This window comes from Martinezella dioscoreae (genome assembly GCF_009176305.1).
GTDB classification, from domain to species: domain Bacteria; phylum Pseudomonadota; class Alphaproteobacteria; order Rhizobiales; family Rhizobiaceae; genus Rhizobium; species Rhizobium dioscoreae.
The window spans coordinates 16,463-40,083 of the sequence record NZ_BLAJ01000012.1 but is presented as its reverse complement, the minus strand read 5'-3'; the positions used below and the strand labels follow the sequence as shown (position 1 = coordinate 40,083).

The following is a 23,621-nucleotide window of genomic DNA, read 5'->3' as shown; positions in this document are numbered from 1 at the left end:
AATCACCGCATGGCAATCGCGACGGCCGCGCCCGCCATGGTGCCGGCGCTGGCGCGATTGGCGATACGCACGGCGCGGCGGCTCTTGAGGAAGGTTCTGGCTTTGGCTGCCAGCATTGCCCAGGAGAGGTCGATGACGACGAGCACCGCAAACATCGTCGCCACCAGCTCGGCCCAGCCCGAAATCGTCACGCCATGCAGATCGATGATCGAGGGTAGCAGCGCTACGTAAAACACCATGATCTTCGGATTGCCCATGGTAACCGTGAAGCCCGCGAGGAAAAGGCGCGTTGCCGATTGCTCGTCCGGCAGTTCCTCTCCCGTCGTATCCGAGGAGGCAAACCACATCTTCCAGGCAAGATAGAGCAGATAGGCAACGCCCAGCCACTTGATGACCACGAACGCCAAATGAAAGGTTTCGGCGATGGTCGCAAGGCCGGCAACGGCGCAGGTCAGCCAGATCGCCTCGCCGAGCCACATGCCCGAGAGGAAGGGCAGCACGTTTCGCGCGCCCTTCGTCAGCACGCGCGCCACAAGTGCAGCTATGTTCGGTCCCGGCGATCCCGCCGCAATGAATAAGGCACCGGCAAAAACAAGCAGCGTCGACAGGCTCATCGCATTCCCTCCGAGCAGGCAGACCAGACGATATCTGGAAGAGGAGCGCCAGAGATAGCATTCCGGCGCGGCCTTTCCAAATACGCGATTTATGTTCAGCCAAGCTCGGCGCGAAAACGCTCGAAGATCACCTTGCCTTCCGGCCAGTCGCCCAGTCCGGATGCCGCGTTGATATGCCCGTGCGGCCCGACATCGACGAAGGTGCTGCCCCAGCTTTCGGCGCTGCGACGTGCATGATCGAAGGAGCCGAAAGGATCGTCGGTGCTGGCTACGAGAAGGGACGGAAAAGGCAGCTGCTGCCGTGGCGGATTGGCAAAGCTGCCGGCTTCGGCAAGATAGATTTCGCCCTTGGGATCAGGCGCGGCCACCATGAACGCGCCAAGGATCGCCGTCTTCTTGATGGGCGCCCAATGGGCGATGAGCTGGCACGCAAGGCTGTGCGCGATCAGAATCGGCGGCGTTTGCGAAAGGGAGATTTCGCGCTCGAGCGCGGCAATCCAATCCGAAAGGATCGGTCTGTCCCAGCTCGACGGCTGGAAGCGCCGCATGGTCGGATCGTCCCGTTCCCACAATGTCTGCCAGTGACTTTCTCCCGAACCGCCCAGTCCCGGTAGCGTGATGATGTCGCGCATCTCTATCCTTTCTCCATGGTTCTACACGGAGAAAAGCTGGCATGCCGGGATGCCGATTGACATTGCAATCCATCGGATAAAACTTGTCCCAACCGATGAATTGAAGGCGAGCAATGGATACTATCGAAAGAGGACTGGATCCGACAGATCTATCGATCATCGAAATCCTGCAGCAGGACGGGCGAATCTCGGTATCGGAGCTCGGCCGCCGCGTCGGCCTTTCGCAGCCGGCGGCATCGGAGCGGCTGAAGCGGCTGGAGGAACGCGGCGTGATTGCAGCCTATCGTGCCGTCATCGATCCCGCTGCCGTTGGGCTCGGCATGATGGCAGTCATCCGCCTGCGCACGACGCATGAGCATATTCGGCCCTATCTGAAGCAGTTTTCGGAAATGCCCGAAATTATCGAGGTCCTGAGGCTGACTGGCGAGGATTGCTTCCTGCTCAAGGTTCTCGTGCCGACACCGGCTGACCTTGAAACCATCGTCGATTCCATTGCCCGCCATGGTGTGGTGACGACATCGCTGGTGCTGCGGAACGAACCGATAAAGGCGATCGGCCGCGATCTCATTCGCAAGGCGGCCGCACGCTGAAAGAAATAGTCCAACCTCAGAACGGCAGCTTGAAACCGGGCGGGATCGGCAGACCGGCGGTCAGCTCGCGGGTCTTTTCGGCGGCGATCGCCTCAGCCTTTTCCTGAGCATCCTTGTTGGCGGCGACGATCAGGTCTTCGAGGATTTCGACATCGTCTTCCTTGAAGAGCGAGGGATCGATCTTGAGGCCGACCATCAGGCCCTTGCCGTTGACGGTGACGGTGACGAGGCCGCCGCCGGCCTTGCCTTCGACGCGGATGTCGGCGATCTCCGACTGCATCTTCTCCATCTTCGCCTGCATTTCCTTCACTTTGCCCATCATGCCCATGATGTCGCGCATCGTCTTTGGTCCTTCTTCTCCAAGTCTCTGTTTGAGCGGCAGGATATGTCGTCATGGTCGTCAACCGCTTCAAGCCGAAGCGGTTCCGTCGGCATTCATCCTAGCCTTAGAATTCGATGTCGTCGCCGGGTAGAATATCGCCATCGACGGATTCGGCGATTGCCGGCGGAGCAGCCGCTTCGTCCTCTTCGTCCGTCTCGGGTGCCCGCACCCGCACGTCGATGACCTTTGCGCCCGGAAATTGCGCCAGGATCGCCGCGACATCGGGGTCCTGCCGTGCATCGGCGACGCGCTGCTTCTGGGCGTTCGCTTCTGCTTCGACAAGCGTCGGCTGGCCCTCCTCGCGGCTGAGGCTGACGATCCAGTGGATGCCGGTCCATTCCTTCAGCTTGACGGCAAGCTCATTCAGCAGCGTGCCGGGAGCGCCCGGTGCCAGGCTGACATCGAGCCTTCCCGCCTCCAGCCTGACGGGGCGCACGAAGGTACGCACCAGCGCCTTCATCTTCGGATCGCGCTTCTGGCTCGCAAGTTCGGCGATATCGGCCATCGAATTAACAGGCACAAGCGGCTTCGGCGCTTCAACCGGTTTCTGCTCGATGCGGCCGACAGGCTGCACGTCCGGCTGTGTATTCGGAACGGAGCGCAGCATAGCGACCGGTGCGGAAGGCGTAGGTCTTGGCGCTGGCGTTTCCACGGCACGCGCCATGGCATTGCCCTGATAGGACACTGCTCCGCCGCCACTGCCGCCGCTCGTAGACGACGAGGGGCGGGAGCCGCCATTACCGTCGGAAAATTCGGCAAGCCTGCGCGCGGCATCTTCCGGTGCCGGCAGATGAGCGGCATGGGCCAGCCGGATCAGCACCATTTCGGCGGCGCCGGCCGTGCGCGAGGCATTTTCCGTCTCGGCAATGCCCTTGAGCAGCATCTGCCAGATACGGGAAAGTGCCGTCACCGCCACGCCTTGCGCGAATTCCGCCGCTTTCGTGCGCTCGACTTCGCTGAGCGACGGATCGTCGGCGGCATCGGGCACATATTTGAGGCGGGTCACGAGATGAGTGAAATCGGCAAGGTCGGTCAGCACGACGACGGGATTGGCGCCGGCCTCGTACTGGCTGTTGAATTCGGCAAGTGCGGCCGAGACATCGCCTTTGACGACATGGCCGAAGAGATCGACGATGCGGGCGCGGTCGGCAAGCCCGAGCATGGCGCGCACGGCATCGGCGGCAACGAAGCCGCTGCCATGGGCGATCGCTTGATCGAGCAGCGACAGACCGTCGCGCGCCGAACCTTCGGCGGCACGCGCGATCATGGCGAGCGCTTCCGGCTCGGCCTCGATGCCTTCCTTGCCGGCAATGGTGGTGAAGAGCCCGACGAGATCGGAGGCGCTGATACGGCGCAAGTCGAAGCGCTGACAGCGCGACAGCACCGTGATCGGCACTTTACGGATTTCGGTGGTGGCGAAAATGAACTTCACATGCTCGGGCGGCTCTTCGAGCGTCTTCAACAGCCCGTTGAAGGCGGCCGTCGACAGCATGTGCACTTCATCGATGATATAGACCTTGTAGCGCGCCGAGACCGGGCGGTAGCGCACCTGCTCGATGATTTCTCTTATATCGTCGATACCGGTGTGCGAGGCGGCGTCCATCTCGATGACGTCGACGTGCCGGCCTTCCATGATCGCCTGGCAATGGTCGCCAGGCTCACGCAGGTCGATGGTGGGCCGATCGATGTCAGTGGTCTTGTAGTTGAGCGCGCGGGCAAGGATGCGGGCGGTCGTGGTCTTGCCGACACCGCGCACGCCGGTCAGCATATAGGCCTGGGCGATGCGGCCGGTCTCGAATGCGTTGGTCAGCGTGCGAACCATCGGCTCCTGGCCGACCATGAGGTCCGTGAAGTCCTTGGGTCTGTATTTGCGGGCCAGCACCCGGTAACCGGTGCCGGTCGAGGCGGCATCTTTTGCTTGTCGCTCGGTGTCGCTCATCGCCCTGCTTATTGCCCGGTGCCCTGCTTGTCGCCCGGAAAGCCGGGTCCTGCTTTCGGAAAGGGTGGGAGGCTGGCACGAATGACCCGTGCCGGGCTCGTTAGGGCTGCTTCCTTCCGGACCTGACCCGGTTGGCGAGTGGCTCGTCCACCACCAACCTCCCGGATGCACATATCGACAATATCGTCATCAAAAGCAAGCCAAGGTCAAAAAAAACTGCTAAACATTTGATAAAACATTGGAGGATGCCCCCTTGAACGAGTTTACGCTCGACGATCGTCTGGCGAATGACAGCGTTTCCGTCACCATAACTGGCCTGTGCGACGTCAGGCTGATGAAGGATCGCCGCTGGCCATGGCTCGTGCTCATCCCGCGCCGGCCCGGCAAATCGGAGGTCTTCGAGCTGACTCCGCTCGACCGGATCTTGCTGACCTTCGAAACGGATAAGGTCGCAAGCGCCCTGAAGACGGTGACGGCTGCGACAAAAATCAATGTCGGGGCACTTGGAAATATCGTCCGTCAGCTGCATGTTCATGTCATCGCGCGGTTCGAAGGTGATGCCAACTGGCCAGGCCCCGTCTGGGGCTACGGCAAGGCGGAACCCTATTCGGACGAAGACATGAACAGCCTCATAGCCAAGTTGCGGGAAACGCTTTTACAATGAGCCATTCCATCTTTTCCTCGGATGCGCCCCATCCGGAAGCCAGCAGTCTCACCGCTTTTGCGGAAAACCAGCTCAACCGGGATGCCGAGCATCGCGACGAGGAATCGATCAAGCAGGCGCTCGCCAAGGAAGGCACGCACATCCTGGCCTTCGCCCAGGATCGGCTTGTCCTGAAGCATGATGGCCAGGTGCTGGACCCGCTGTTTGCCCGCTATGAGTTGAACGACCTTGATCCGAATTGGGATGAGGCCGTTCTCCTCGGCTATCGCAAGACCGGCGAGCCTCGGCTTGCCGTGCCTGTGCGCGTCAATCCAGACGAGCTTGCCAGCCAGTACAAACCGGCTGACATGCGCGCGCTCTGGCGCGATCTTCTGCTGGAAGGCGAAATCCTCGGCGAAGCCGCGCAGGGCATGAGCCTCATTCGCTGGAATGGTGACAACCGTTTCTGCGGCCGGTGCGGTTCCGTCATGGAAAGCCGCATCGGGGGCTACAAGCGGGTCTGCACGGCCTGCGAACATGTGATCTTCCCGCGCACTGATCCGGTCGTCATCATGCTCGGCATCGATGAGGAGCGGAATCGCTGCCTGCTTGGCCGCAGCCATCACTTCGCGCCAGGCATGTATTCCTGTCTCGCCGGCTTCGTCGAGCCGGGCGAAACCATCGAGAATGCAGTGCGCCGCGAAACACTCGAGGAATCCGGTATTCATATCGGCCGCGTGCGCTATCACGCCTCGCAGCCCTGGCCCATGCCGCATTCCCTCATGATCGGCTGCTATGCTGAAGCCAAGTCGATGGAAATCCATATGGATGAGGCCGAGCTTGAGGATTGTCGCTGGTTTACTCCGGAGGAGACGCTCGCCATGCTCGATCGCGTCTCGGCCTCCGGCAACACATCTCCGCCCAAGGGCGCCATCGCCCATCGCCTGATGCGCGACTGGGTGGAATGGAAGCGCTAGGACTATTGTGCCATGGCCCGCTCGGAACGCTTGCTGACGCTGTTGCAGACGCTGCGGCGCTATCGCCGACCGGTCAGCGGTGCCGTTTTGGCGGAGGAGACCGGCGTCAGCCTGCGCACGCTCTATCGCGATATCGCCAGCTTGCAGTCGCAGGGCGCCATGATCGAGGGCGAGCCGGGCATCGGCTATGTCCTGAAGCCCGGCTTCATGCTGCCGCCGATGATGTTTTCGCAGGATGAGATCGAGGCGCTGGTGCTGGGGTCGCGATGGGTAGCCCGCGCTACCGATTCGCGCTTGGCAGCAGCCGGCGCCGACGCGCTTGCCAAGATCGCCGCCGTGCTGCCCGCCGACCTTCGCGATGAGGTCGACCAGGCGGCAGTGGTCGTTGCCACGCGGCGTGTCACCGAAGACAAGGCCGATCTTTCCCTCATGCGCAAGGCGATCCGCACGGAGCGTATGGTGCAGCTGACCTATGGCGATGTGAACGGCGCCATTTCCACCCGGCGTATCTGGCCCTTCGCGCTCGGCTATTTCGACAATGCCCGCATCATCATGGCCTGGTGCGAGCTGCGTCAGGACTTCCGCCATTTCCGCGCCGACCGCATCGTCGATTTTGCGGTGCTGGAGGCGCGCTATCCGCGCCGGCGTGTCGCGCTTGCCAGGGAATGGCATGCCCGTGAAGGCATGGTCCACAATTGATCCGCCAAAGCATGCCGCGCAAAAGTGTGCAGCGTTTTGCGACAACGACATGCGTAAAATCAAAGACCCAAAGCACAGGAGGCGAATCTGAAAGATCGCGACCCGCTTCCGTGTGATGCTACTGCCAGAAACTGTCAGTAGATGCGGCTATGATGGGTCCATCCAATCAGGAAGGAGGACCGATCATGGCAGGCAACGTTTCCATCATTTCGCAACATGTGCATCGCGGCGGCGTCGAGGCGCTTAAAGGCAAGCATCAGTCATGGCCGGCTCGTCTCTCTGAGCTCGCGCTTGGCTATTTCAGCCGCCGCTGGAATCGTCTCGATATCGAGGAAGCGCCGAGTTCCGTGATGCGGGATCTCGGTTTTCTCGATGGCCGTGCACCTTACCGTGAGGAAGAGCGGATGTATTAGAGCAGCTCCAGGAAAACTGCGTGGCAGTTTTCCGTCAGGAATTGCGGGAAATAAGAGGTAGGGCGGTTCGGAGATTCCGCGAAAGACTGAACCGCCCCGGAGCATCCCACGCGAAGTTCGCCGCGACTTTGCGATAACGATATCGGTAAAATCGGAAATTCAAGCGCAAGACACTGATCCGAAGGCTGCAGCAGGCTTCGGAAACGTGGCTTCGCACGCACTCATCATGACAGACAAAGCCATCCTCGGCGGGCTGAGCTCCGTCCGCCGGGCTACAGCCGCATGCCCCTAAATCCATCAAAACAAGAGGACTATTCAGATGACCAGCCCCAACCTCATCATCTTCTATGTCAAGGACCCCAGCGAAAGTACGCCGTTCTACCGCGATCTCTTCGGCCGTGAGCCGGCATTCGCGTCACCGAACTTCGTGGCTTTCGCGCTCGACAACGGTCTAAGTCTCGGCCTCTGGCGCCGAAGCAGCGTCGAACCCCAGCCCTCCGCCATCGGCAATCGCGGCGAACTGGGCTTCATGGTCGAAGGCGCTGGCGCCGTCGAGCAGCACTATAGGGATTGGAAGGCACGCGGCCTGCCGATCGCGCAGGAGCTGACGACGATGGATTTCGGCCCGACTTTCGTCGTACTCGATCCCGACGGCCATCGTCTTCGGGTTTGTGAGCCGGATAAGTGACTCTCTGCCCTGCTTGCCCCTCACCCTAGCCCTCTCCCCGCTCGCGGCAGGGCTATCGCATATGGAGGCGGACGAGCACCATAAGCTCCTTCTCCCCTTGGGGAGAAGGTGGCCAGAAGGGTCGGATGAGGGGCTTATCGATTTGAATTCATGGATTTTTTGGTCTTGGCAGCCCCCTCATCCGCCTGGCGGCACCTTCTCCCCGCTGGGGAGAAGGAGGACAGCGGCGACCTCCGCTCATGTGCGATACCCCTCTCCCCGCTCGCGGGGAGAGGGGACGACTTCAGATCCTCGCCAAGCCCAATGATGGAAGGTAGGCTGCAGCTGCGTCTATCAGCTTCTCCCCGCAGGCGGGGAGAAGGGGACCGGCCTTCGGCAAGCTCAAGAGGCCGGATGAGGGACTTGAGTTGATAGGCAAAGACTATTTCATAATAGCAGCTTGCGGAGCCTCCCGTCCTTCGTTGGTGTTGACTTCCAGCATTTGCAAAAGACACTGATCAATGCACCCAAAGCCACCGGAGGGCCAATTGCTCCATCATATTTCATTCGGTGTATCCGATATCGAGAAAGCCGCTGCCTTCTACGACGCGGCTTTCGCGCCGCTCGGCTATGTCAGGGTTTGGGAAGACTTGACCCCCGGCGATCCCGATCAAGCCATTGGATATGGTCCCGCGGGTGGGGGTGACAAGTTCGCCATCAAATTGCGCGCTGGCGAGGCTCGTGCGCCAGGCGCGGGCTTCCACCTCGCCTTCGCCGCGGCAAACCGCGAGGCAGTCGCTCTTTTTCACGAAGCCGCGCTCGCGCACGGCGGAAGGGACAATGGCCAGCCGGGTCTTCGGCCTCATTATGGCCCGAGCTACTTTGCAGCTTTCGTCATCGATCCTGACGGGCATCGAATCGAGGTCGTTACCAAGGTCGAAGGATAGCAGCCGGATAGAAGTCCTGGTGGTTCGGCCGCCCTCGTGGTTCGAGGCCTCAGCCCTCTATGGACTTCCGCACCTCACCATGACGGCTAACCTTCTACGTCAATAGCGACCTTCGCTCCGCCTCATCCTGAGGAGCGGAGCTCGATGAGCGAAGCCTCGAAGGACAAGCCGGCTTCTGGCGCCACTAGACCTAGAGATCGCCCCGCATCGGGTGACCCTTGTAGACGCCGAGGATGCGGACCTTTTCGGAGAAGAAGCGCAGTTCCTCCAGCGCTCGGCGCACATGTGGATCGGAAGGATGACCTTCGATATCGGCATAGAATTGCGTCGCCACAAAACGGCCGCCGAGCTGATAGCTTTCGAGCTTCGTCATGTTGATGCCGTTGGTGGCGAAGCCGCCGAGTGCCTTGTAGAGCGCGGCCGGAATGTTGCGGACGTTGAAGACGAAGGTCGTGACGATTTTTTCGTCCGGCGCACTGCGCTCGGCCCAGTCCTCGTCGCGCGACAGGATGACGAAGCGCGTCATGTTGTTTTCGGTGTCTTCGACATTCTCGGCGATGATTTCCAGCCCGTAGAGATCGGCCGCAAGCCGGGGCGCCAGTGCCGCCATGCTGCGATCGCCGGTTTCCTTCACCAGCTTGGCAGCACCCGCCGTATCGCCTGCAATGACAGGCTTCCAGCCGTTCTGGCGCACGATGTTGCGGCATTGGCCGAGCGCATGGATGTGGCTGTGCACCGTGCGGATCTCTTCCTTCTTCACGCCCGGCAGAACCATCAACTGGAAACGGATCGGCATGAAATATTCGCCGACGATATGCAGTCGCGATTCCGGCAGCAGATGATGGATATCGGCGACTCGCCCGGCGATCGTGTTCTCGATCGGGATCATGCCGAGATCCGCATCACCATTATCGATGGCGGTGAGGGCATCCTCGAAGGTCTGGCAGGGCAGCGGCTCCATGGTCGGGAACATGTCACGGCTGGCCATGTCGGAATTGGCGCCGTACTCGCCCTGGAAGGAGATCTTATTGGTCTTGGTAATCATGGGACTGCCCTTGGGGGAATGCCGTCAGAGAGAGGCGGCGGAGAGGATGCGTCTGGCCTTTTCGAGGTCGGCGGGAGTATCGACACCGAGCGGTATCGTGTCAACGATCTCGACATCGATGCGCATGCCGGCCTCCAGCGCCCTCAGCTGTTCCAGTGATTCGCGCCGCTCCAACGTCGATGGGCCGAGGCTCACGAATTTCGCGAGGGCGGCGCGGCGGTAGGCATAGAGGCCGATATGGTGATAGAGCGGCCCTTTGCCATACGGTGCGGTCGTGCGGGTAAAATAGAGCGCGTGCAGACGGCTGTCCGAGATCGGTGAGCCGACGACCTTGACGACGCTCGGCGCGGTCTTTTCTTCCTCGTCCTTGATCTCGACCGTCAGCGTTGCGATGTCGACGGCCGGATTTTCGAGCGGGCGCAGCGAGGCGCGGATCGTCTCAGGATCGATGGTCGGCAGGTCGCCCTGTACATTGACGATGATCTCCGCGCGACCTTCGGGATCGACGGCCTGCAGGGCTTCGTAGATGCGGTCCGAGCCGGATTGATGGTAGGTGCGCGTCATGACGACCTCGAAGCCGGCATTGGCGACGGCGGCATAGGTATCCGCATGGTCGACGGCGACGACGATGCGACCGATCGCCGCCTCGCGCGCACGCTTGGCAACCTGTACGATCATGGGCAGACCGCAAATATCTGCGAGCGGCTTGCCTGGCAGGCGCGTGGAGGCCATGCGGGCGGGAATGAGGACCAGCGTCTTGTCTAAATTTGAATCACTCATTGTTGGGCCTTCTATTCCCGAGGGAAAAGTGTCAAAACGTCTCATGGTGGAGACCGTTTACAGAGTTGCAAGAAACAGCCAAAAGACATAGGTTTCGCGCGAATTCAAGATGGGCCAGCGGAGGATGCTGGCGGCGAGGGGAGCATAGCAGATGAATTCATCCTACGTGAACATGGGAGTCGGGGCACTTCTGGCCACGCTGTTCGTGTTGAAGTCCGTGTCGCTCGCGTCAGGATTTATTTTCCATTCAGAGGCACCGGAAAAGCCCGGTTTTGCCATCGTCGCGACCGAGGAGCCGGCTGCTGGCGGTGACAAGGGGGCTGCTGCCAAGGCGGAAACGCCGATCGCTCAGCTGCTGCAGAAGGCGGATGCCAAGGCCGGCGAAGCGATCTTCAAGAAGTGTCAGGCCTGTCATTCCGGAGAGAAGGGAGGGCCAAACAAGGTTGGCCCTGATCTCTGGGGCATTGTCGACCGCCCGGTCGCAGAGCACGAGGGCTTTGCCTATTCGGCTGGCATGAAGGACTTCTCCAAGGGCGGTTCGGAAAAGTGGACCTATGACCACCTCTATCACTTCCTGGCCGCTCCGAAGAAATTTGTCGCCGGAACGGCGATGGGCTTTGCCGGCCTGCCGAAGGAAGAGGATCGCGCCAACGTGATCGCCTATCTGCGCACGCTCGCCGACACCCAGGTGCCGCTGCCGGATCCGAACGCACCGGCCGCGACGAACTGAGGCAAATTCTCGGACCAATTGAAAAACGCGGTCGCCAGGCCGCGTTTTTGTATTGATCGTTCAGATTGAAAGCCGGCGTGAGCGCGTCCGCTGATCGAGGTCGAAGACCTTCAATCCATCCTCGGCGCTTGGCGGCATGCGCCAATCCTCGGCGATCAGCGCCTTTCGCGCATCGCGCAGGCCGGCCTCCCAATGTTCGCGCATGGACAACGCAGAAAATTCGTAGTCCTTCGAATGCGAGCGGAACTGCTTGTTGCGATAGATCAGGTGGATGATCGTCACGCCGTAATCGGAGCAATGCTGCTCCAGTTTTTTGATTTCCGGATCGGCCTTGGCCTCTTCGGGAAGGCGGGCATAAAGATCTGAGATGGTCCGCCGCAGGCGATGACGCTCGAGAAAGAGGTCGGTGTTGAGCCGGGTGCGGCTGGAATAGGTAATGTCCTTGCGCCGCTCCTCGACTTCCTCGAGATCCTGCGGCAGCGGGCCGACGGCGCTGAAGAGATCGACCTGAAAGACGACCGTATCGATATCGGCACCATTGCGCAGCACGTAGCTGAGCGGCGTGTTTGAGACGAGGCCACCGTCCCAGTAATGCTCGTTGCCAATCTTGACCGCCGGAAAACCGGGCGGCAAGGCGCCGCTCGCCATCACGTGCTCAGGCCCGATCTTGATGTCCCTATTGTCGAAGAAGGCAAAATTGCCGGTGCGCACATTGACGGCGCCGAGGCTTAAGCGCACCGGGCCATGGTTGATTCGGTCGAAATCCACGTGATCGATCAGCGTCTGGCGCAGCTGCTCCGTATCATAGATGCTGGTCGCGCCCGCCGAGCCGCGTGTCTGAAACCAGGCCGGAATCTGCCAAGGGGAAAAGAAGCCGGGCACGCCGAAGGTCGAAACCCACCAACTGCTGACCGAGCGATAGAAGGGATTGGTCTCGCGCCGATCTTCCATCAGCAGATCGACGGGAAGATGCACGGTCACCTTGTTCCAAAAGGAACGCAGAGCCTCAAGCCGTTCGCCGGGCACGTTGCCGGCCATGATAGAGGCATTGATCGCGCCGATCGAGATGCCGGCGATCCAATCCGGTTCGATATTCTGTTCTCTGAGTGCCTGGAAGGCACCCGCCTGATAGGAGCCGAGCGCGCCGCCGCCTTGAAGCACAAAGACCTTCTGCGAATAGGCTGACGCGGGGTTGGTGACTGGAGCTGCAATATTCATGTGCCATCCTTTGCTGCGCTCCGGGTGGGAAGGCCGGGATGCGCAAAATATATGACCATTTTCCTGCCTGCCTCTCCGTAAGCGGAGAGATGCCATTGTTGTCGGCGGGGTCGAGCTTCGGCTATCCGAGCAGATAGGCCCAAAGCGACACTGAGAACGCCCCGAGCGCTGTCGTCAAGGTAATCGTCGAGGCCGCGAGACTGTGGCCGACCCCGAAGCGATTGGCAATCAGCCAGGCGTTCACACCTGTAGGAACTGCGGCAGTCAGCACGAGTGCGGCGCGCCATTCCGCGCTAAGGCCAAGGAGGTGGCCGGCTGCTAGCACACAGGCTGGCAGAAGGAATAGCTTGAAGGAGGCGATCACACTGGTGATGCCGAGATTGCCTGACATTCCGTATTGACGCAGCGCCATGCCGAGCGAGATCAACGCCGCCGGGCCGGCGATATTGGCAATGCTGTCGATAGCGGTTCCGAGCGTCGCGGGAATGGGAAGGCTGGTCAGATGAACGACGAGGCCGCAGAAAAGGCCGATAACGAGCGGATTGCGGACGAGATTGCTGCCGACCTGCCGCAGCAGCTCGGGGGTGCTGCGGCCGGCGCCGGCATTTTCCTTGCGCTCGGCCTGTTCCATCAGCAGCGTGCCGGCGATCATCATGGTCGGCAGGTGCACGGCGATCAGGATCGACATCGCCATGACGCCATCCGGCCCGACGGTGCGCCCGACCAGCGGCAGGCCGATGAAGATCGTGTTGGCGAAGGCCGAGGAAACGCCGGCAAGCACGCCTATGCGAGCATCCCGCCCGAAGAACCGGGTCGCGACAATATGGCCGGCGGTCCAGGTGATGGCGACGCCGGAGAAATAGGCGATCCAGAGCCGAAAAGGCGATGCGCCGCGAAAATCCGCCTCCGCTATGGTCTGGAACAGCAGGAGCGGCACGGCGATCTTGAAGACGAACTCGCTCATCGCCTCGCCGACCTCGGCCTTCAACAGGCCGGTGCGAACGATCATCCAGCCGACAAGAATGAGCAGGAAGACCGGAAGAACATCGGTGAGGATTTCGGACATGCCGGGCGAGGTCGTGAAAAAAGTGTGACTCTGGAGGGTGATCCGGGAGTTGTAGCAGTTCGCCGACGTGTGAGAACCCACAAAAACAAAAAAGCGGGCATTGCCCGCTTGTGTGTCCGGTCTCGCCGGAAAGTCCCCCCGGTGCACATGCCGCCAGTTCATCCGTGGTCGGCCCGCGTACCGGTGAGGCGGAAGGCATCATTCCTTCCCAGACTGGCTCGGAAGTCTTTCGAGCTTCCCATCCCAGCCGCTTGATAAGCATTTAAAGATAGAAAGTGACAGGCAAATGACTGATTGGAATTAAGTTGGCAGCCTCGGCGCTGATTTTTCTTCCAAACTTCGGAAAAACCGATATTACCGGATACCGGCTATCACCAATACCGGGATCCTCCAATAGATGACTCGTTTCGACGTACTGACCGTTGGCAATGCCATCGTCGACATTATCGCCCGTTGCGACGATCAGTTCCTGATCGACAACAAGATCACCAAAGCCGCGATGAACCTCATCGACGCCGAACGTGCCGAGCTCCTTTATTCGCGTATGGGCCCGGCTCTCGAAGCCTCCGGCGGCAGCGCCGGTAATACGGCTGCGGGTGTTGCGAATTTCGGCGGCAGGGCAGCTTATTTCGGCAAGGTCGCAGAGGATCAGCTCGGAGAGATTTTCGCCCATGATATCCGCGCCCAGGGCGTGCATTACGAGACCAAGGCGAAGGGCACGTTCCCGCCGACTGCCCGCTCGATGATCTTCGTCACCGAGGATGGGGAGCGCTCCATGAATACCTATCTCGGCGCTTGCGTCGAACTCGGTCCGGAAGACGTCGAGGAACAGGTCGTCGCAGATGCCAAGGTAACCTATTTCGAAGGCTATCTCTGGGATCCGCCGCGCGCCAAGGAAGCTATCCTCGAATGCGCCCGTATCGCCCATGCCAATGGCCGGGAAATGTCGATGACGCTCTCCGACAGCTTCTGCGTCGGTCGCTACCGCGACGAATTTCTCGATCTCATGCGCTCCGGCACCGTCGATATCGTCTTCGCCAATCGCGACGAAGCCCTCTCGCTCTACGAGACCGACGATTTCGAGAAGGCGCTGAAGCTCATTGCAGCCGACTGCAAGATCGCCGCCGTGACGACAGGCAAGGACGGCGCCGTCATCGTGCGCGGCAGCGAACGCTATGTCGTCGACGCCCATCCGATCGAGGAACGTGTCGACACGACCGGCGCCGGCGATCTTTTCGCCGCCGGCTTCCTGTTCGGCTATACGCAGGGCCGCAGCCTGGAAGATTGCGCCAAGCTCGGCAACCTCGCCGCAGCGATTGTCATCGAACAGATCGGCCCGCGGCCGATGCGGTCACTCTCGGAGGCCGCGAAGGAATTCGGCCTGCTCTGACGGAAATCCGTCCGCGCATGATCGTAACAGCCGCCCGCTGCCGAGAGCGCCGGGCGGTTTTTACGTTTGACACGGCTGCCTAAAGTGTCGCGCAAAAGCGTGTAGCGGTTTTGCGAGAACGACATGCGCAAAATCAAGGACCTAAAGCACAGGGAGCGAATCTGAAGATCGCGACGTGCTTGTCTTATGACTGTGCCTGCTTCTTGTGAGAAAAAGAAGCGCCGGAGAGGACGGCCATCCTCTTCCGGCGATGGGGGATGGATCGGAGACGCGCAGGCCGCCATTCTGATGAATGCCGGGCCGAACTAAAGTTTGATCGCCCCCATCTTTTCCAATCGTCCTGAACGGATACCCGAGCTCTAGGCTCGGATGACAAGCATGGGAGACGGAAAAGATGACTGAGATTATCATCGGTGCCGATATCTCGAAAGATCATATCGATCTGTACCGACTATCAGATGGCGACAGGCTGCGCGTGAGCAACGACGGCAAGGGATTTGCCGCCATCCTTGGCTGGATCGGCAACACGCCTGTCGCGCGTGTGGTCTATGAGCCGACCGGTGCCTATCACAGGGCATTCGAACGCTTCATGCTCACCCGTAGCCTGCCAGTTTCCAAGGTCAATCCGCGTCAGGCGCGACGGTTTGCCGAGGCGATTGGAAAACTGGCCAAGACAGACCGTGCGGATGCCGGGATGCTGGCGCAATTCGGCATGCTGCTGAACCCGCGCCTCCTGTCGCCGGATGCCGCTTCTTTCAGTGAGCTCAAGGAGTTGCATGCCGCACGTCTGGCGCTGGTGAAGGATAGGACGGCTGCTAAGAACCGAGGCAAGAACATCACCCAGCCGCTGCTCAAACGGCAGAATACCGCCCGCCTGAAGCAGATCGAAGCGCAACTCGCCCAAGTAGAGCAGGCCATCACCGACCACATCGCAATCGACGAGAGCCTCAAGGCGCGCTTTGATATCCTGGTTTCCATCCCCGGTCTGTCGAAGATCACAGCCTTTACCCTTCTCATCGAAATGCCGGAACTGGGGAAACTCGATGAGAAGGCAGCCGGCAAGCTTGCGGGCCTCGCGCCAAGCGACAGGCAGTCCGGAGTGTGGACCGGCCGCGCCTTCATCGTTGGTGGCCGCGCCATCGTCCGGCAGGCTCTTTACATGCCGGCCCTTGTCGCCACTCGCTTCAATCCTGATCTCAAGGCCAAATACGACACGCTCAGAAAAGCTGGGAAACCGCCCAAAGTCGCCATCACCGCTATCATGCGAAAGCTCGTTGTCCTTGCAAACGCACTCCTGCGAAAACAGCAAAAATGGACACCAAAACCCGCTTGATTGAAACGGATACTTTAGTGCCAGAAGAGCGTTGCGGTCCCGCCCTCGTAGAAGATGAGGATGCCGAGAGCGATCAGGACGAACGGCACGATCCTGTGGCCGTGGCGACGGATCGGTGCACCCAAGGTCGGATGATTGACGAGCGAGTGCGCGGCACCAAGCCAGATGGCCGTCAGCACCGCGAACATGCAGCCGATGGTGAGGATCTCATAGGCGGAACGTGTTGCGAAGATCGGCGTATAGATGCTGATATTGTCGCCGCCATTGGCGATCGTCACCAGCGCGACCGCCACAATGTTTCCATGTCCCGCCGAAGCTTTCGCATGATCTTCCGGATCTTCGCCGGTCTCGATGCCGTTCCAGAGCTCCCATAGTCGCCTGAGGCCAAAATAGATCGGCGCAAGGCCGAGCAGGCCAATATAGGCAGCGGGAATGACGAGAACCAGAAACGAGGCGAGGGCACTGAAGCCATAGAGCGCGCCGATGCCGAGATATTGGCCAATGACGATCTGTCTCAGGCGGAATTTCCGATCGGCGAAAAAGCCGAGAAGGACGAATATGTCGTCTATGTTCGTCGATGCGAACATGACGATGGCAACGCCGAAAACGCCTAGCACGTAACCCAAGATCGCCGGTCTCCCTATCCGATCCCGGATACAGCATTGCGTAGCGAAAGTCGCGTGGCTGCGTTCGGCGCCAAGCGAGCGGTCGTTACTTGAAGGCTTCGCCGGGGTAAGCGCCCCAGATCTCGGATTGCGCCACCCATCCCTCGGTGCCGTCGGCGGTGACGAGGCACCAATCGCCCGTGCATTCCTTGACGCTCATCATCACGCCGGGCTGAAGCTTGGCAATGACGGCGGCGGACGGTTGGGATTCGCGGCGCATGTTGACGAAGACGGCCTTGCCCTTGCCTTTCATCCAGGGAGCGGCAATGGCCGAGCGCTGGCCCGACAGCAGAGATTGGTTGACCCAGCCTTCGGTGCCGTCGGCATCGCGCACGCGCCGCCAGTTATCATATTCCTGGATGATTTCGACCGGCAGACCCTGCTTGAGATAGAGCCACGATACGGCGTAATCCGCGCTCGGGCCGATGCGCAGATTGACCCGCTTCGATTTCAGTGTGACGAAGCGCGGCAGCGGTAGGCCGCTCGGCCCCTTGGCGGCCTGGGCGGCGGCAAGATCGGCCGACACAGCGGCCATCATCAGGCCGATTGCGAAAATGGCGCAGGACTTCAAGACGTTGCCACGCATGGGATTTCCGTTCGTTCGTCATCACAAAGGCGCGCCATTCCGGCGACCTTTCGCTCCGGTGAGCGGCAAATCCTCGGATCGCGTCAGCGAGTTTTGTTTGTCTTCGCCTGCGGGTCTGGTAGAAATGCCCGGAACGGGAAAATTATCCTGCTTCTTGGTTAAGAACATCTGAACAAGGCATCGCCGCTCGCCATGACGACGAAGAAAAAACCGAAGGTCTATGTCACGCGCAAATTGCCTGACGCGGTGGAGACGCGCATGCGCGAGCTCTTCGATGCCGAACTCAACATCGATGATCGCCCGCGCACGAAAGACGAATTGATTGAGGCCGTCCGCTCTGTCGACGTGCTCGTGCCGACAGTCACCGACCGCATCGATGCCGAGATCATCGAAGAAGCCGGCCCGCAGATGAAGCTGATCGCCAGCTTCTCCAACGGCACGGATCATATCGATGTCGAAGCCGCCGCCCGCCGCGGCATCACCGTCACCAATACGCCCAATGTGCTGACCGAAGATACCGCCGACATGACCATGGCGCTCATCCTCGCCGTGCCTCGGCGGCTAGCGGAAGGTGCGCGCGTGCTGACGGACAGCCCCGGCGAATGGGCCGGATGGTCGCCCACCTGGATGCTCGGCCGCCGCATCCACGGTAAGCGCATCGGCATCGTCGGCATGGGGCGGATCGGCACGGCCGTTGCCCGCCGCGCCAAGGCTTTTGGCCTTTCAATCCATTATCACAATCGCAAGCGCGTCAATCCGGCGACGGAGGACGAACTGGAGGCGACCTATTGGGACAGCCTCGACCAGATGCTCGCTCGCGTCGATATCGTCTCGGTCAATTGCCCGTCGACACCGGCGACCTATCATCTGATCTCGGCCCGCCGCCTGGCGCTGCTGCAGCCGACGAGCTATATCGTCAACACGGCGCGCGGCGACGTCATCGACGAGACGGCGCTGATCAAGATCCTGCGCGAGGGCAAGATTGCCGGCGCCGGCCTTGACGTGTTCGAGAACGAACCCGCCGTCAATCCGAAGCTGGTGAAGCTCGCCAACGAAGGCAAGGTGGTGATCCTGCCGCATATGAGCTCGGCCACACTCGAGGGCCGAATCGACATGGGTGACAAGGTCATCATCAACATCCGCACCTTCATCGACGGCCATCGCCCGCCCAATCGCGTTCTGCCGTTTCGGTGACTGAAGCATGCTGATTCGCCCGCCGAAACGCGGCTGAATACCCGGCTGCAAATTTGATCTCACTTCCCTCTCGCCGGTCATGTGCATGTCACAAAGCCGGCCCAGAGGTGACCACAAACATAAATCAGGAAGGGCGGAAATCATGGCGCGGGCGCTGCCGCATGAGCGGGTGCAATATGTGGTCGAGGGCGGCTTCAAGCTCTCGGGCGAGATCGAACCCAGCGGCAACAAGAATGCTGCGTTGCCGATCATCGCCGCATCGCTTCTGACCGATCAACGTGTCGAGCTCAGCAACGTGCCGCGTATTCGCGATGTCGAGGCGCTGGTGGAGCTGATCCAATCGGTCGGTGCAAAAGTGCGTTGGCTGGGTAAGAACGAGCTCGAAATCGAAGCGCGGGAGCTTCGTCCTGCCAATCTCGATCCCGATCTTTGCGCCCGCATCCGCGCCTCCATCCTGCTTGCCGGACCGATGTTGGCGCGTTGTGGCGAGATCACCCTGCCGCCACCTGGCGGCGATGTCATTGGTCGCCGGCGTGTCGATACGCATTTCCTGGCGCTGGAACAGCTCGGCGCGAAGATCGAGGTCAACAGCGTCTATAGCTTCCGCACGGAAGGATTGCGCGGCGCCGATGTCTTTCTCGACGAGCCCTCCGTGACGGCGACGGAAAATGCTCTTTGCGCCGCCGTTTTCGCCGAGGGGACGACGATCCTGCGCAATTGCGCCTCTGAGCCGCATGTTCAGGATCTCGCCCGCTTCCTGATTGCCATGGGCGCCCGAATCGAAGGCGTGGGCACCAATATGATGACCATTCACGGCGGGCAGCGGCTGGACGGTGCATCGCATCGCATCGGTCCCGATCACAATGAGGTTGGCTCGCTGATCGGCCTTGCCGCCGTCACCGGTTCGGAAATCACCATTCGCCGTGCAGGCGTCGAGCATCTGCGCTCCACGCTGATGACCTTCGAGCGCCTCGGCATCCGCTGCCAGATTGACGGTGACGATCTCATCATCCGCTCCGGCCAGGAAATGAAGATCCAGCCGGATTTCGGCGGTCATATTCCGAAGATAGAAGACCAGCCCTGGCCCGCCTTTCCGGCCGATACCATGTCGATTGCCATCGTCACCGCCACGCAATGTGATGGCGTCGTGCTGATGTTCGAGAAAATGTTCGAAAGCCGCATGTTCTTCGTCGACAAGCTGATCGCCATGGGCGCCCGCATCGTGCTGTGTGATCCGCATCGCGCCATCGTTGCCGGCCCCTCCAAGCTGCGCGCCGCTCAGCTCGAAAGCCCTGACATTCGTGCCGGCATGGCCATGTTGATCGCGGCCATGTGCGCCGAGGGCACGAGCGTCATCAACAATGCCCAGCAGATCGAGCGCGGTTATGAGCGCATCGAGGAGCGGCTGAACGCCCTGGGTGCCCGCATCACCCGCATCCCGCCGCGCGAGGCGTGACGGCTCCATCCACCGGCTGAGGATGCGTTAGGCAATCGCCTTGCGCATCTCGATCGACGTCGTCCGATCGAACCCGGCGTGGCGATTTTCGGCCGTCTTCCGAAAGCCCCATGCTGCGAAGGTGGCGTGATTGTCGGTGAGCTCGATCCGCGTTTCAAGCCGCAACGCCTTGAGGCCAAGCTCTCGCGCCGCTGTCTCGGCCAGGCCCAGCAGTTGCTTGCCGATACCTTTACCTTGCGCCGCCGGCACCACGGCGAGCTTGCCGACATAAAGGCTCTCTGCCTCCGGCCGGCAGAAAATGCAGCCGACCAACTGTTCGCCATCGAGCGCCACATAAGCGATCTCGCTAAGTGCCTTCGCTTTCAGCGTTTCGGATGTCAGCGCCAGCGCCGAGGAGGGCGGATCGATGCGTCCGTTCATATAGGCGAAGGACGTCAGGATCAGATCCAGCAACGCATCCCAGCGATCGAAGCCATCATCGAGGCGACGAAGCGTGATATCGCTCATTCAGCAGCAACCCGGGCGCGTTTGCGGCGATAGCGCACGGTTTCGAAGCGCGATGAAAGCCCGTCATAAAGCAACAGGCGACCGATCAGCGGCTCGCCGATGCCTGTGATGAGCTTGATCGCCTCCATCGCCATGAGCGTGCCGATGACGCCGGTCAAGGCGCCAATGATGCCCGCCTCGGCGCAGCTCGGAATGAGACCCTCCGGCGGTGGCGCCGGGAAGAGATCGCGATAGCGAGGATTGAGGTTACCGTCCGCATCGCTCTCGTAAGGCTTCAACGTGGTGACAGATCCATCGAAGCGCCCGACAGCACCTGTCACCAGCGGCAAATGCGCTGCTTCGGTGGCATCGGCAGCCGCATAGCGCGTATCGAAATTGTCGGAGCCGTCGATGACGAGATCGAAACCGGCGAGGTGCCGCGCAGCCGTATCGGCACTGAACCGTTCCTCGAAGCGGATGGTGCGCACATGCGGGTTCAGCCGCGTGATGGCGTCTGCCGCGCTCTGGGTTTTCAGTTCGCCGATCGTGCCCGTATCGTGAATCACCTGCCGCTGCAGGTTGGACAGCGAAACGCGGTCATCATCGGCAATGCCGAGCGTGCCGACGCCGGCGGCCGCAAGATATTGCAACACCGGCGCACTAAGGCCGCCGGCGCCGATGACAAGCACACGCGCCGCCTTCAATTTTTGCTGGCCAGTGCCACCGACCTCCGGCAGGAGGATATGGCGGTGATAGCGGGCGATTTCGTCTGAGCTCAAAGGATCCATGGCAAAAGTCTAGCACAATCGAGGGCGAGGAGGCGCTAGGATTTCGTAATGCCGCCATGCGCCACGGTAAAGAATTGCGCGCGCTCGCCAAGAGCCGAGAACATGGATTTGTCCGTGCCGGTCATGAAGGCCTGGCCGCCGAGCCCGTCGATGAGATCGAAAAGCGCAGCACGCCGTCCCTCATCAAGATGGGCGGCGATCTCGTCGAGCAGCAGGATCGGCGCATAGCCTGTGAGATTGCCAACTAAACGCGCATGGGCAAGGATGAGGCCGACGAGAAGCGCCTTTTGCTCACCGGTCGAGCACCGCTCCGCTTCCATATCCTTCTCGCGATGCCTCACCAGAAGATCGGCCCGATGCGGCCCATCCAGTGTGCGACCGGCGGCCGCGTCGCGGTAACGCCCCTCGCGCAGCATATCGGCATAGGTGTCTTCGAGATCGACGGCCGGCCGGTCGAATTGTCCGTCGAGGAAGCCGGAAAGCTCCAGTGCCGCCGATGGAAACGGCGTCGCCTCGCGCGTTTCGGCGATCAGTCGCGAAAGGAGGCCGAGCATTTCCTGCCGCGCGATCGCCATGGCGATGCCGAGGCTTGCCATCTGTTCCTCGATGCCGCCGAGCCAGGATGGATCGAACCGGCTTTCGGATAAAAGCTTGTTGCGGCTGCGCATGGCGCGCTCGAAATCGCTGGCGCGGCGGCCATGGGCGGGGTCAAGCGACAGGACTAGTCGGTCAAGGAAACGGCGGCGTTCCGAGGAGCCGCCGGTAAAGAGGCCATCCATGGCCGGCGTCAGCCAGAGAACGCGCAGATGATCGGTCAGTTCGTCGACCGTCTTGGCTGGAGTGCCGTTGATTCGCAGCCGACGGGCGGCTGATTCGTCGGTCGTATCGATGCCGGTGCCGATTTCGACGCTGCCATCCATGCCCTCGAGCTCCGCGAAGATGGAAAAGCCGCCTGGCGCATCGACCCGGGTGACATCGGTATAGGCGGCGCGACGCAGGCCGCGGCCAGGCGATAGCAGGGAGACCGCTTCCATGAGATTGGTCTTGCCGGCGCCGTTGTCGCCGGTCAGCACCACGTGCCGCTCGTCAAGCGTCAGCGCCGCCGCCGCATAGTTGCGGAAGTCGGTCAGCTTGAGGCGCGAGATGGAAACCTTGTTCGGCATCTGTCTTTAAGATTCGCAATCGATGGCCGAGGGGTATGCCGAACCCCGCGCAAGTGCAAGGTTTTTGCCGATGGTTTGAAATGTAAGCGCCGTCACGGGCCACCCTCGTCCTTCGACGGGCGCAGGATGAGGGTTGGAGTGAGGCCGCAGGCTGAGGGAAGCTGTGGGCAAAGCGAGGGGATGAGCCCTCATGGTGAGAGGCCAAGGGGCCGTCTCGGACCACGAGGGCGGGTGATTCGCCCGCCATTCGGCATCCTTGTCTTTTGAGGAGATCTATTTGAATTCCTGCCGATATTGGCATTAACGCACGGCACTACCTATATCGCCATGCTCGGGGAGGTTTGGGATGAAAGGGGGCATCAATTGGAATTTGCAAAAGCACTGCTCGTGCATACGCGCGCCGATTGGGCGCGCGTGAAAACGGGCGAATCGGGCGATCTCGTCTATCGCCGCGAAGATGGCCTTGCTTATGCGAAAATCGCGTCGTCAGCCCGGTCGGCCGATCTTGCAGGCGAACGCGATCGGCTGCTTTGGCTGCAGGGCAAGGGTGTCGCCGTCCCAGGAGTTATCGATTGGCGCGAGGTGGAGGAGGGTGCATGCCTGATCATGACAACAATTCCCGGCATACCGGCAGCCGAGCTGGATGGAGATGCGCTGCTGAAGGCCTGGCCATCGATGGCGCGGCAGCTGAAATCTCTTCATGAGCTGCCGATTGATCGATGCCACTTCGATCGCAGCCTGTCGCTGATGTTCGCAAAGGCAGCGGATGTGGTTTCGCGAAATGCCGTAAACCCAGATTTCCTGCCGCCGGAGAATCAGGATAGGCCGGTCCGCGAACTGCTTGATCGCGTCGAGCGCGATCTGCCGGTTCGGCTCGATCAGGAAGCCATCGACAGGGTTCTCTGCCATGGCGATGCCTGCATGCCCAATTTCATGATCGATCCGCATAGCCTGCAATGTACCGGGCTGATCGATCTAGGCCGTGTCGGCAAGGCCGATCGTTATGTCGATCTCTCGCTGATGATTGCCAATGCCGAGGAAAGCTGGGTGACGCCCGAACAACGAGAGCGAGCCTTTTCGATCCTGTTCGAAACCCTGGAAATCGCAGAGCCGGACCGCGAACGTCTCGCCTTCTACCTCCGGCTCGATCCGCTGACCTGGGGCTGATTCGCGCATGCCAATAAAAAATCCGGCCGAATCATCGGCCGGATTCATGTG

At 60.8% G+C, this 23,621-nt stretch carries 26 protein-coding genes and 1 other RNA gene; 13 read left to right on the top strand and 14 right to left on the bottom strand.

Annotation, left to right across the window (positions count from 1 at the left end; translation table 11 throughout):
• Nucleotides 1–2: 2 nt before the first annotated feature.
• The gene (locus GDN47_RS27775; protein WP_152094679.1) at nucleotides 3–614 is read right to left on the bottom strand and encodes a LysE family translocator; all 612 of its coding nucleotides are present in this window, start codon (nucleotides 612–614) and stop codon (nucleotides 3–5) included.
• Between the two features lie 95 nt (nucleotides 615–709).
• Nucleotides 710–1,246 (bottom strand): RBBP9/YdeN family alpha/beta hydrolase, encoded by a 537-nt coding sequence (locus tag GDN47_RS27770; RefSeq protein WP_152094678.1) that lies wholly within the window; start codon nucleotides 1,244–1,246, stop codon nucleotides 710–712.
• 113 nt (nucleotides 1,247–1,359) lie between these two features.
• Between GDN47_RS27770 and GDN47_RS27765 the strand changes: the two genes are divergently transcribed.
• Entirely contained in the window at nucleotides 1,360–1,836 is a 477-nt protein-coding gene (locus GDN47_RS27765; RefSeq protein ID WP_152094677.1) for an Lrp/AsnC family transcriptional regulator, read from the top strand.
• Between the two features lie 16 nt (nucleotides 1,837–1,852).
• On the opposite strand, the gene GDN47_RS27760 is transcribed toward GDN47_RS27765, so the two are convergent.
• The 3 genes from GDN47_RS27760 to ffs form a co-directional block, all read right to left on the bottom strand.
• On the bottom strand, nucleotides 1,853–2,176 hold the full coding sequence (locus GDN47_RS27760; RefSeq protein WP_037155519.1) for a YbaB/EbfC family nucleoid-associated protein: 324 nt from the start codon (nucleotides 2,174–2,176) through the stop codon (nucleotides 1,853–1,855).
• 106 nt (nucleotides 2,177–2,282) lie between these two features.
• The gene (locus GDN47_RS27755; protein ID WP_152094676.1) at nucleotides 2,283–4,157 is read right to left on the bottom strand and encodes a DNA polymerase III subunit gamma/tau; all 1,875 of its coding nucleotides are present in this window, start codon (nucleotides 4,155–4,157) and stop codon (nucleotides 2,283–2,285) included.
• Between the two features lie 64 nt (nucleotides 4,158–4,221).
• An RNA gene (ffs, locus tag GDN47_RS27750) (signal recognition particle sRNA small type) lies at nucleotides 4,222–4,319 on the bottom strand.
• A 91-nt stretch (nucleotides 4,320–4,410) separates the two neighbouring features.
• On the opposite strand from ffs, the gene GDN47_RS27745 reads away from it, so the two are divergent.
• The 6 genes from GDN47_RS27745 to GDN47_RS27720 all read left to right on the top strand — a co-directional run bounded on the left by GDN47_RS27745 (nucleotide 4,411) and on the right by GDN47_RS27720 (nucleotide 8,503).
• The gene (locus tag GDN47_RS27745) at nucleotides 4,411–4,821 is read left to right on the top strand and encodes an HIT family protein (protein ID WP_113354183.1); all 411 of its coding nucleotides are present in this window, start codon (nucleotides 4,411–4,413) and stop codon (nucleotides 4,819–4,821) included.
• Nucleotides 4,818–5,777, top strand: coding sequence for an NAD(+) diphosphatase (gene nudC / locus GDN47_RS27740; protein ID WP_152094675.1), 960 nt, complete (start codon nucleotides 4,818–4,820; stop codon nucleotides 5,775–5,777). Before GDN47_RS27745 ends, nudC begins: the two co-directional genes overlap by 4 nt.
• A gap of 12 nt (nucleotides 5,778–5,789) precedes the next feature.
• Nucleotides 5,790–6,476: a helix-turn-helix transcriptional regulator gene (locus GDN47_RS27735; RefSeq protein ID WP_069613605.1), complete on the top strand. Its 687-nt coding sequence runs from the start codon at nucleotides 5,790–5,792 to the stop codon at nucleotides 6,474–6,476.
• A 185-nt stretch (nucleotides 6,477–6,661) separates the two neighbouring features.
• Nucleotides 6,662–6,889: a hypothetical protein gene (locus GDN47_RS27730; protein ID WP_233790157.1), complete on the top strand. Its 228-nt coding sequence runs from the start codon at nucleotides 6,662–6,664 to the stop codon at nucleotides 6,887–6,889.
• A gap of 319 nt (nucleotides 6,890–7,208) precedes the next feature.
• Nucleotides 7,209–7,577, top strand: a complete 369-nt coding sequence (locus tag GDN47_RS27725; protein WP_069613607.1) for a VOC family protein — start codon at nucleotides 7,209–7,211, stop codon at nucleotides 7,575–7,577.
• Between the two features lie 527 nt (nucleotides 7,578–8,104).
• The gene (locus GDN47_RS27720; RefSeq protein WP_152094674.1) at nucleotides 8,105–8,503 is read left to right on the top strand and encodes a VOC family protein; all 399 of its coding nucleotides are present in this window, start codon (nucleotides 8,105–8,107) and stop codon (nucleotides 8,501–8,503) included.
• A 190-nt stretch (nucleotides 8,504–8,693) separates the two neighbouring features.
• Here the strand turns inward: GDN47_RS27720 and GDN47_RS27715 are convergent, their stop codons facing one another.
• Together GDN47_RS27715 and GDN47_RS27710 are read right to left on the bottom strand one after the other, a co-directional pair.
• Nucleotides 8,694–9,548 carry a prephenate dehydratase gene (locus GDN47_RS27715; RefSeq protein ID WP_113397404.1) on the bottom strand — a complete coding sequence of 285 codons (855 nt, stop codon included), beginning with the start codon at nucleotides 9,546–9,548 and terminating at the stop codon, nucleotides 8,694–8,696.
• A 24-nt stretch (nucleotides 9,549–9,572) separates the two neighbouring features.
• Nucleotides 9,573–10,328, bottom strand: a complete 756-nt coding sequence (locus GDN47_RS27710) for a 3-deoxy-manno-octulosonate cytidylyltransferase (RefSeq protein ID WP_152094673.1) — start codon at nucleotides 10,326–10,328, stop codon at nucleotides 9,573–9,575.
• A gap of 151 nt (nucleotides 10,329–10,479) precedes the next feature.
• On the opposite strand from GDN47_RS27710, the gene GDN47_RS27705 reads away from it, so the two are divergent.
• Nucleotides 10,480–11,058, top strand: a complete 579-nt coding sequence (locus GDN47_RS27705; protein WP_113354127.1) for a c-type cytochrome — start codon at nucleotides 10,480–10,482, stop codon at nucleotides 11,056–11,058.
• 60 nt (nucleotides 11,059–11,118) lie between these two features.
• On the opposite strand, the gene GDN47_RS27700 is transcribed toward GDN47_RS27705, so the two are convergent.
• Nucleotides 11,119–12,276, bottom strand: a complete 1,158-nt coding sequence (locus tag GDN47_RS27700; protein WP_113396127.1) for a patatin-like phospholipase family protein — start codon at nucleotides 12,274–12,276, stop codon at nucleotides 11,119–11,121.
• A 121-nt stretch (nucleotides 12,277–12,397) separates the two neighbouring features.
• Nucleotides 12,398–13,342, bottom strand: coding sequence for an AEC family transporter (locus GDN47_RS27695; protein ID WP_113354125.1), 945 nt, complete (start codon nucleotides 13,340–13,342; stop codon nucleotides 12,398–12,400).
• 397 nt (nucleotides 13,343–13,739) lie between these two features.
• Here GDN47_RS27695 and GDN47_RS27690 point away from each other — a divergent pair, with 397 nt between their 5' ends.
• A complete protein-coding gene (locus tag GDN47_RS27690; RefSeq protein WP_145324186.1) occupies nucleotides 13,740–14,732 on the top strand; it encodes an adenosine kinase in 993 nt (330 codons plus the stop codon).
• A 394-nt stretch (nucleotides 14,733–15,126) separates the two neighbouring features.
• Nucleotides 15,127–16,065 (top strand): IS110 family RNA-guided transposase, encoded by a 939-nt coding sequence (locus GDN47_RS27685; protein ID WP_152094672.1) that lies wholly within the window; start codon nucleotides 15,127–15,129, stop codon nucleotides 16,063–16,065.
• A 14-nt stretch (nucleotides 16,066–16,079) separates the two neighbouring features.
• On the opposite strand, the gene GDN47_RS27680 is transcribed toward GDN47_RS27685, so the two are convergent.
• Nucleotides 16,080–16,682, bottom strand: a complete 603-nt coding sequence (locus GDN47_RS27680) for a cadmium resistance transporter (RefSeq protein WP_233790165.1) — start codon at nucleotides 16,680–16,682, stop codon at nucleotides 16,080–16,082.
• Between the two features lie 94 nt (nucleotides 16,683–16,776).
• Entirely contained in the window at nucleotides 16,777–17,316 is a 540-nt protein-coding gene (locus GDN47_RS27675) for an SH3 domain-containing protein (RefSeq protein ID WP_113330920.1), read from the bottom strand.
• Nucleotides 17,317–17,508: 192 nt separating this feature from the next.
• On the opposite strand from GDN47_RS27675, the gene GDN47_RS27670 reads away from it, so the two are divergent.
• Both GDN47_RS27670 and murA read left to right on the top strand, forming a co-directional pair.
• Nucleotides 17,509–18,510 carry a 2-hydroxyacid dehydrogenase gene (locus GDN47_RS27670; RefSeq protein ID WP_095433520.1) on the top strand — a complete coding sequence of 334 codons (1,002 nt, stop codon included), beginning with the start codon at nucleotides 17,509–17,511 and terminating at the stop codon, nucleotides 18,508–18,510.
• A gap of 142 nt (nucleotides 18,511–18,652) precedes the next feature.
• Nucleotides 18,653–19,966, top strand: a complete 1,314-nt coding sequence (gene murA / locus GDN47_RS27665; RefSeq protein ID WP_113397407.1) for a UDP-N-acetylglucosamine 1-carboxyvinyltransferase — start codon at nucleotides 18,653–18,655, stop codon at nucleotides 19,964–19,966.
• Nucleotides 19,967–19,993: 27 nt separating this feature from the next.
• Here murA and GDN47_RS27660 read toward each other — a convergent pair whose 3' ends face one another.
• The 3 genes from GDN47_RS27660 to recF are packed head-to-tail and all read right to left on the bottom strand — an operon-like array spanning nucleotide 19,994 to nucleotide 22,403.
• A complete protein-coding gene (locus tag GDN47_RS27660; protein ID WP_145324545.1) occupies nucleotides 19,994–20,473 on the bottom strand; it encodes a GNAT family N-acetyltransferase in 480 nt (159 codons plus the stop codon).
• Complete coding sequence (locus GDN47_RS27655) at nucleotides 20,470–21,240, bottom strand: molybdopterin-synthase adenylyltransferase MoeB (RefSeq protein ID WP_145324544.1); 771 nt, start codon at nucleotides 21,238–21,240, stop codon at nucleotides 20,470–20,472. The genes GDN47_RS27660 and GDN47_RS27655 overlap by 4 nt, the downstream gene beginning before the upstream one ends.
• A 35-nt stretch (nucleotides 21,241–21,275) precedes the next feature.
• Nucleotides 21,276–22,403: a DNA replication/repair protein RecF gene (gene recF / locus GDN47_RS27650; RefSeq protein WP_152094671.1), complete on the bottom strand. Its 1,128-nt coding sequence runs from the start codon at nucleotides 22,401–22,403 to the stop codon at nucleotides 21,276–21,278.
• 363 nt (nucleotides 22,404–22,766) lie between these two features.
• Here recF and GDN47_RS27645 point away from each other — a divergent pair, with 363 nt between their 5' ends.
• Complete coding sequence (locus tag GDN47_RS27645) at nucleotides 22,767–23,570, top strand: APH(3'') family aminoglycoside O-phosphotransferase (protein ID WP_233790156.1); 804 nt, start codon at nucleotides 22,767–22,769, stop codon at nucleotides 23,568–23,570.
• Nucleotides 23,571–23,621: the final 51 nt, after the last annotated feature.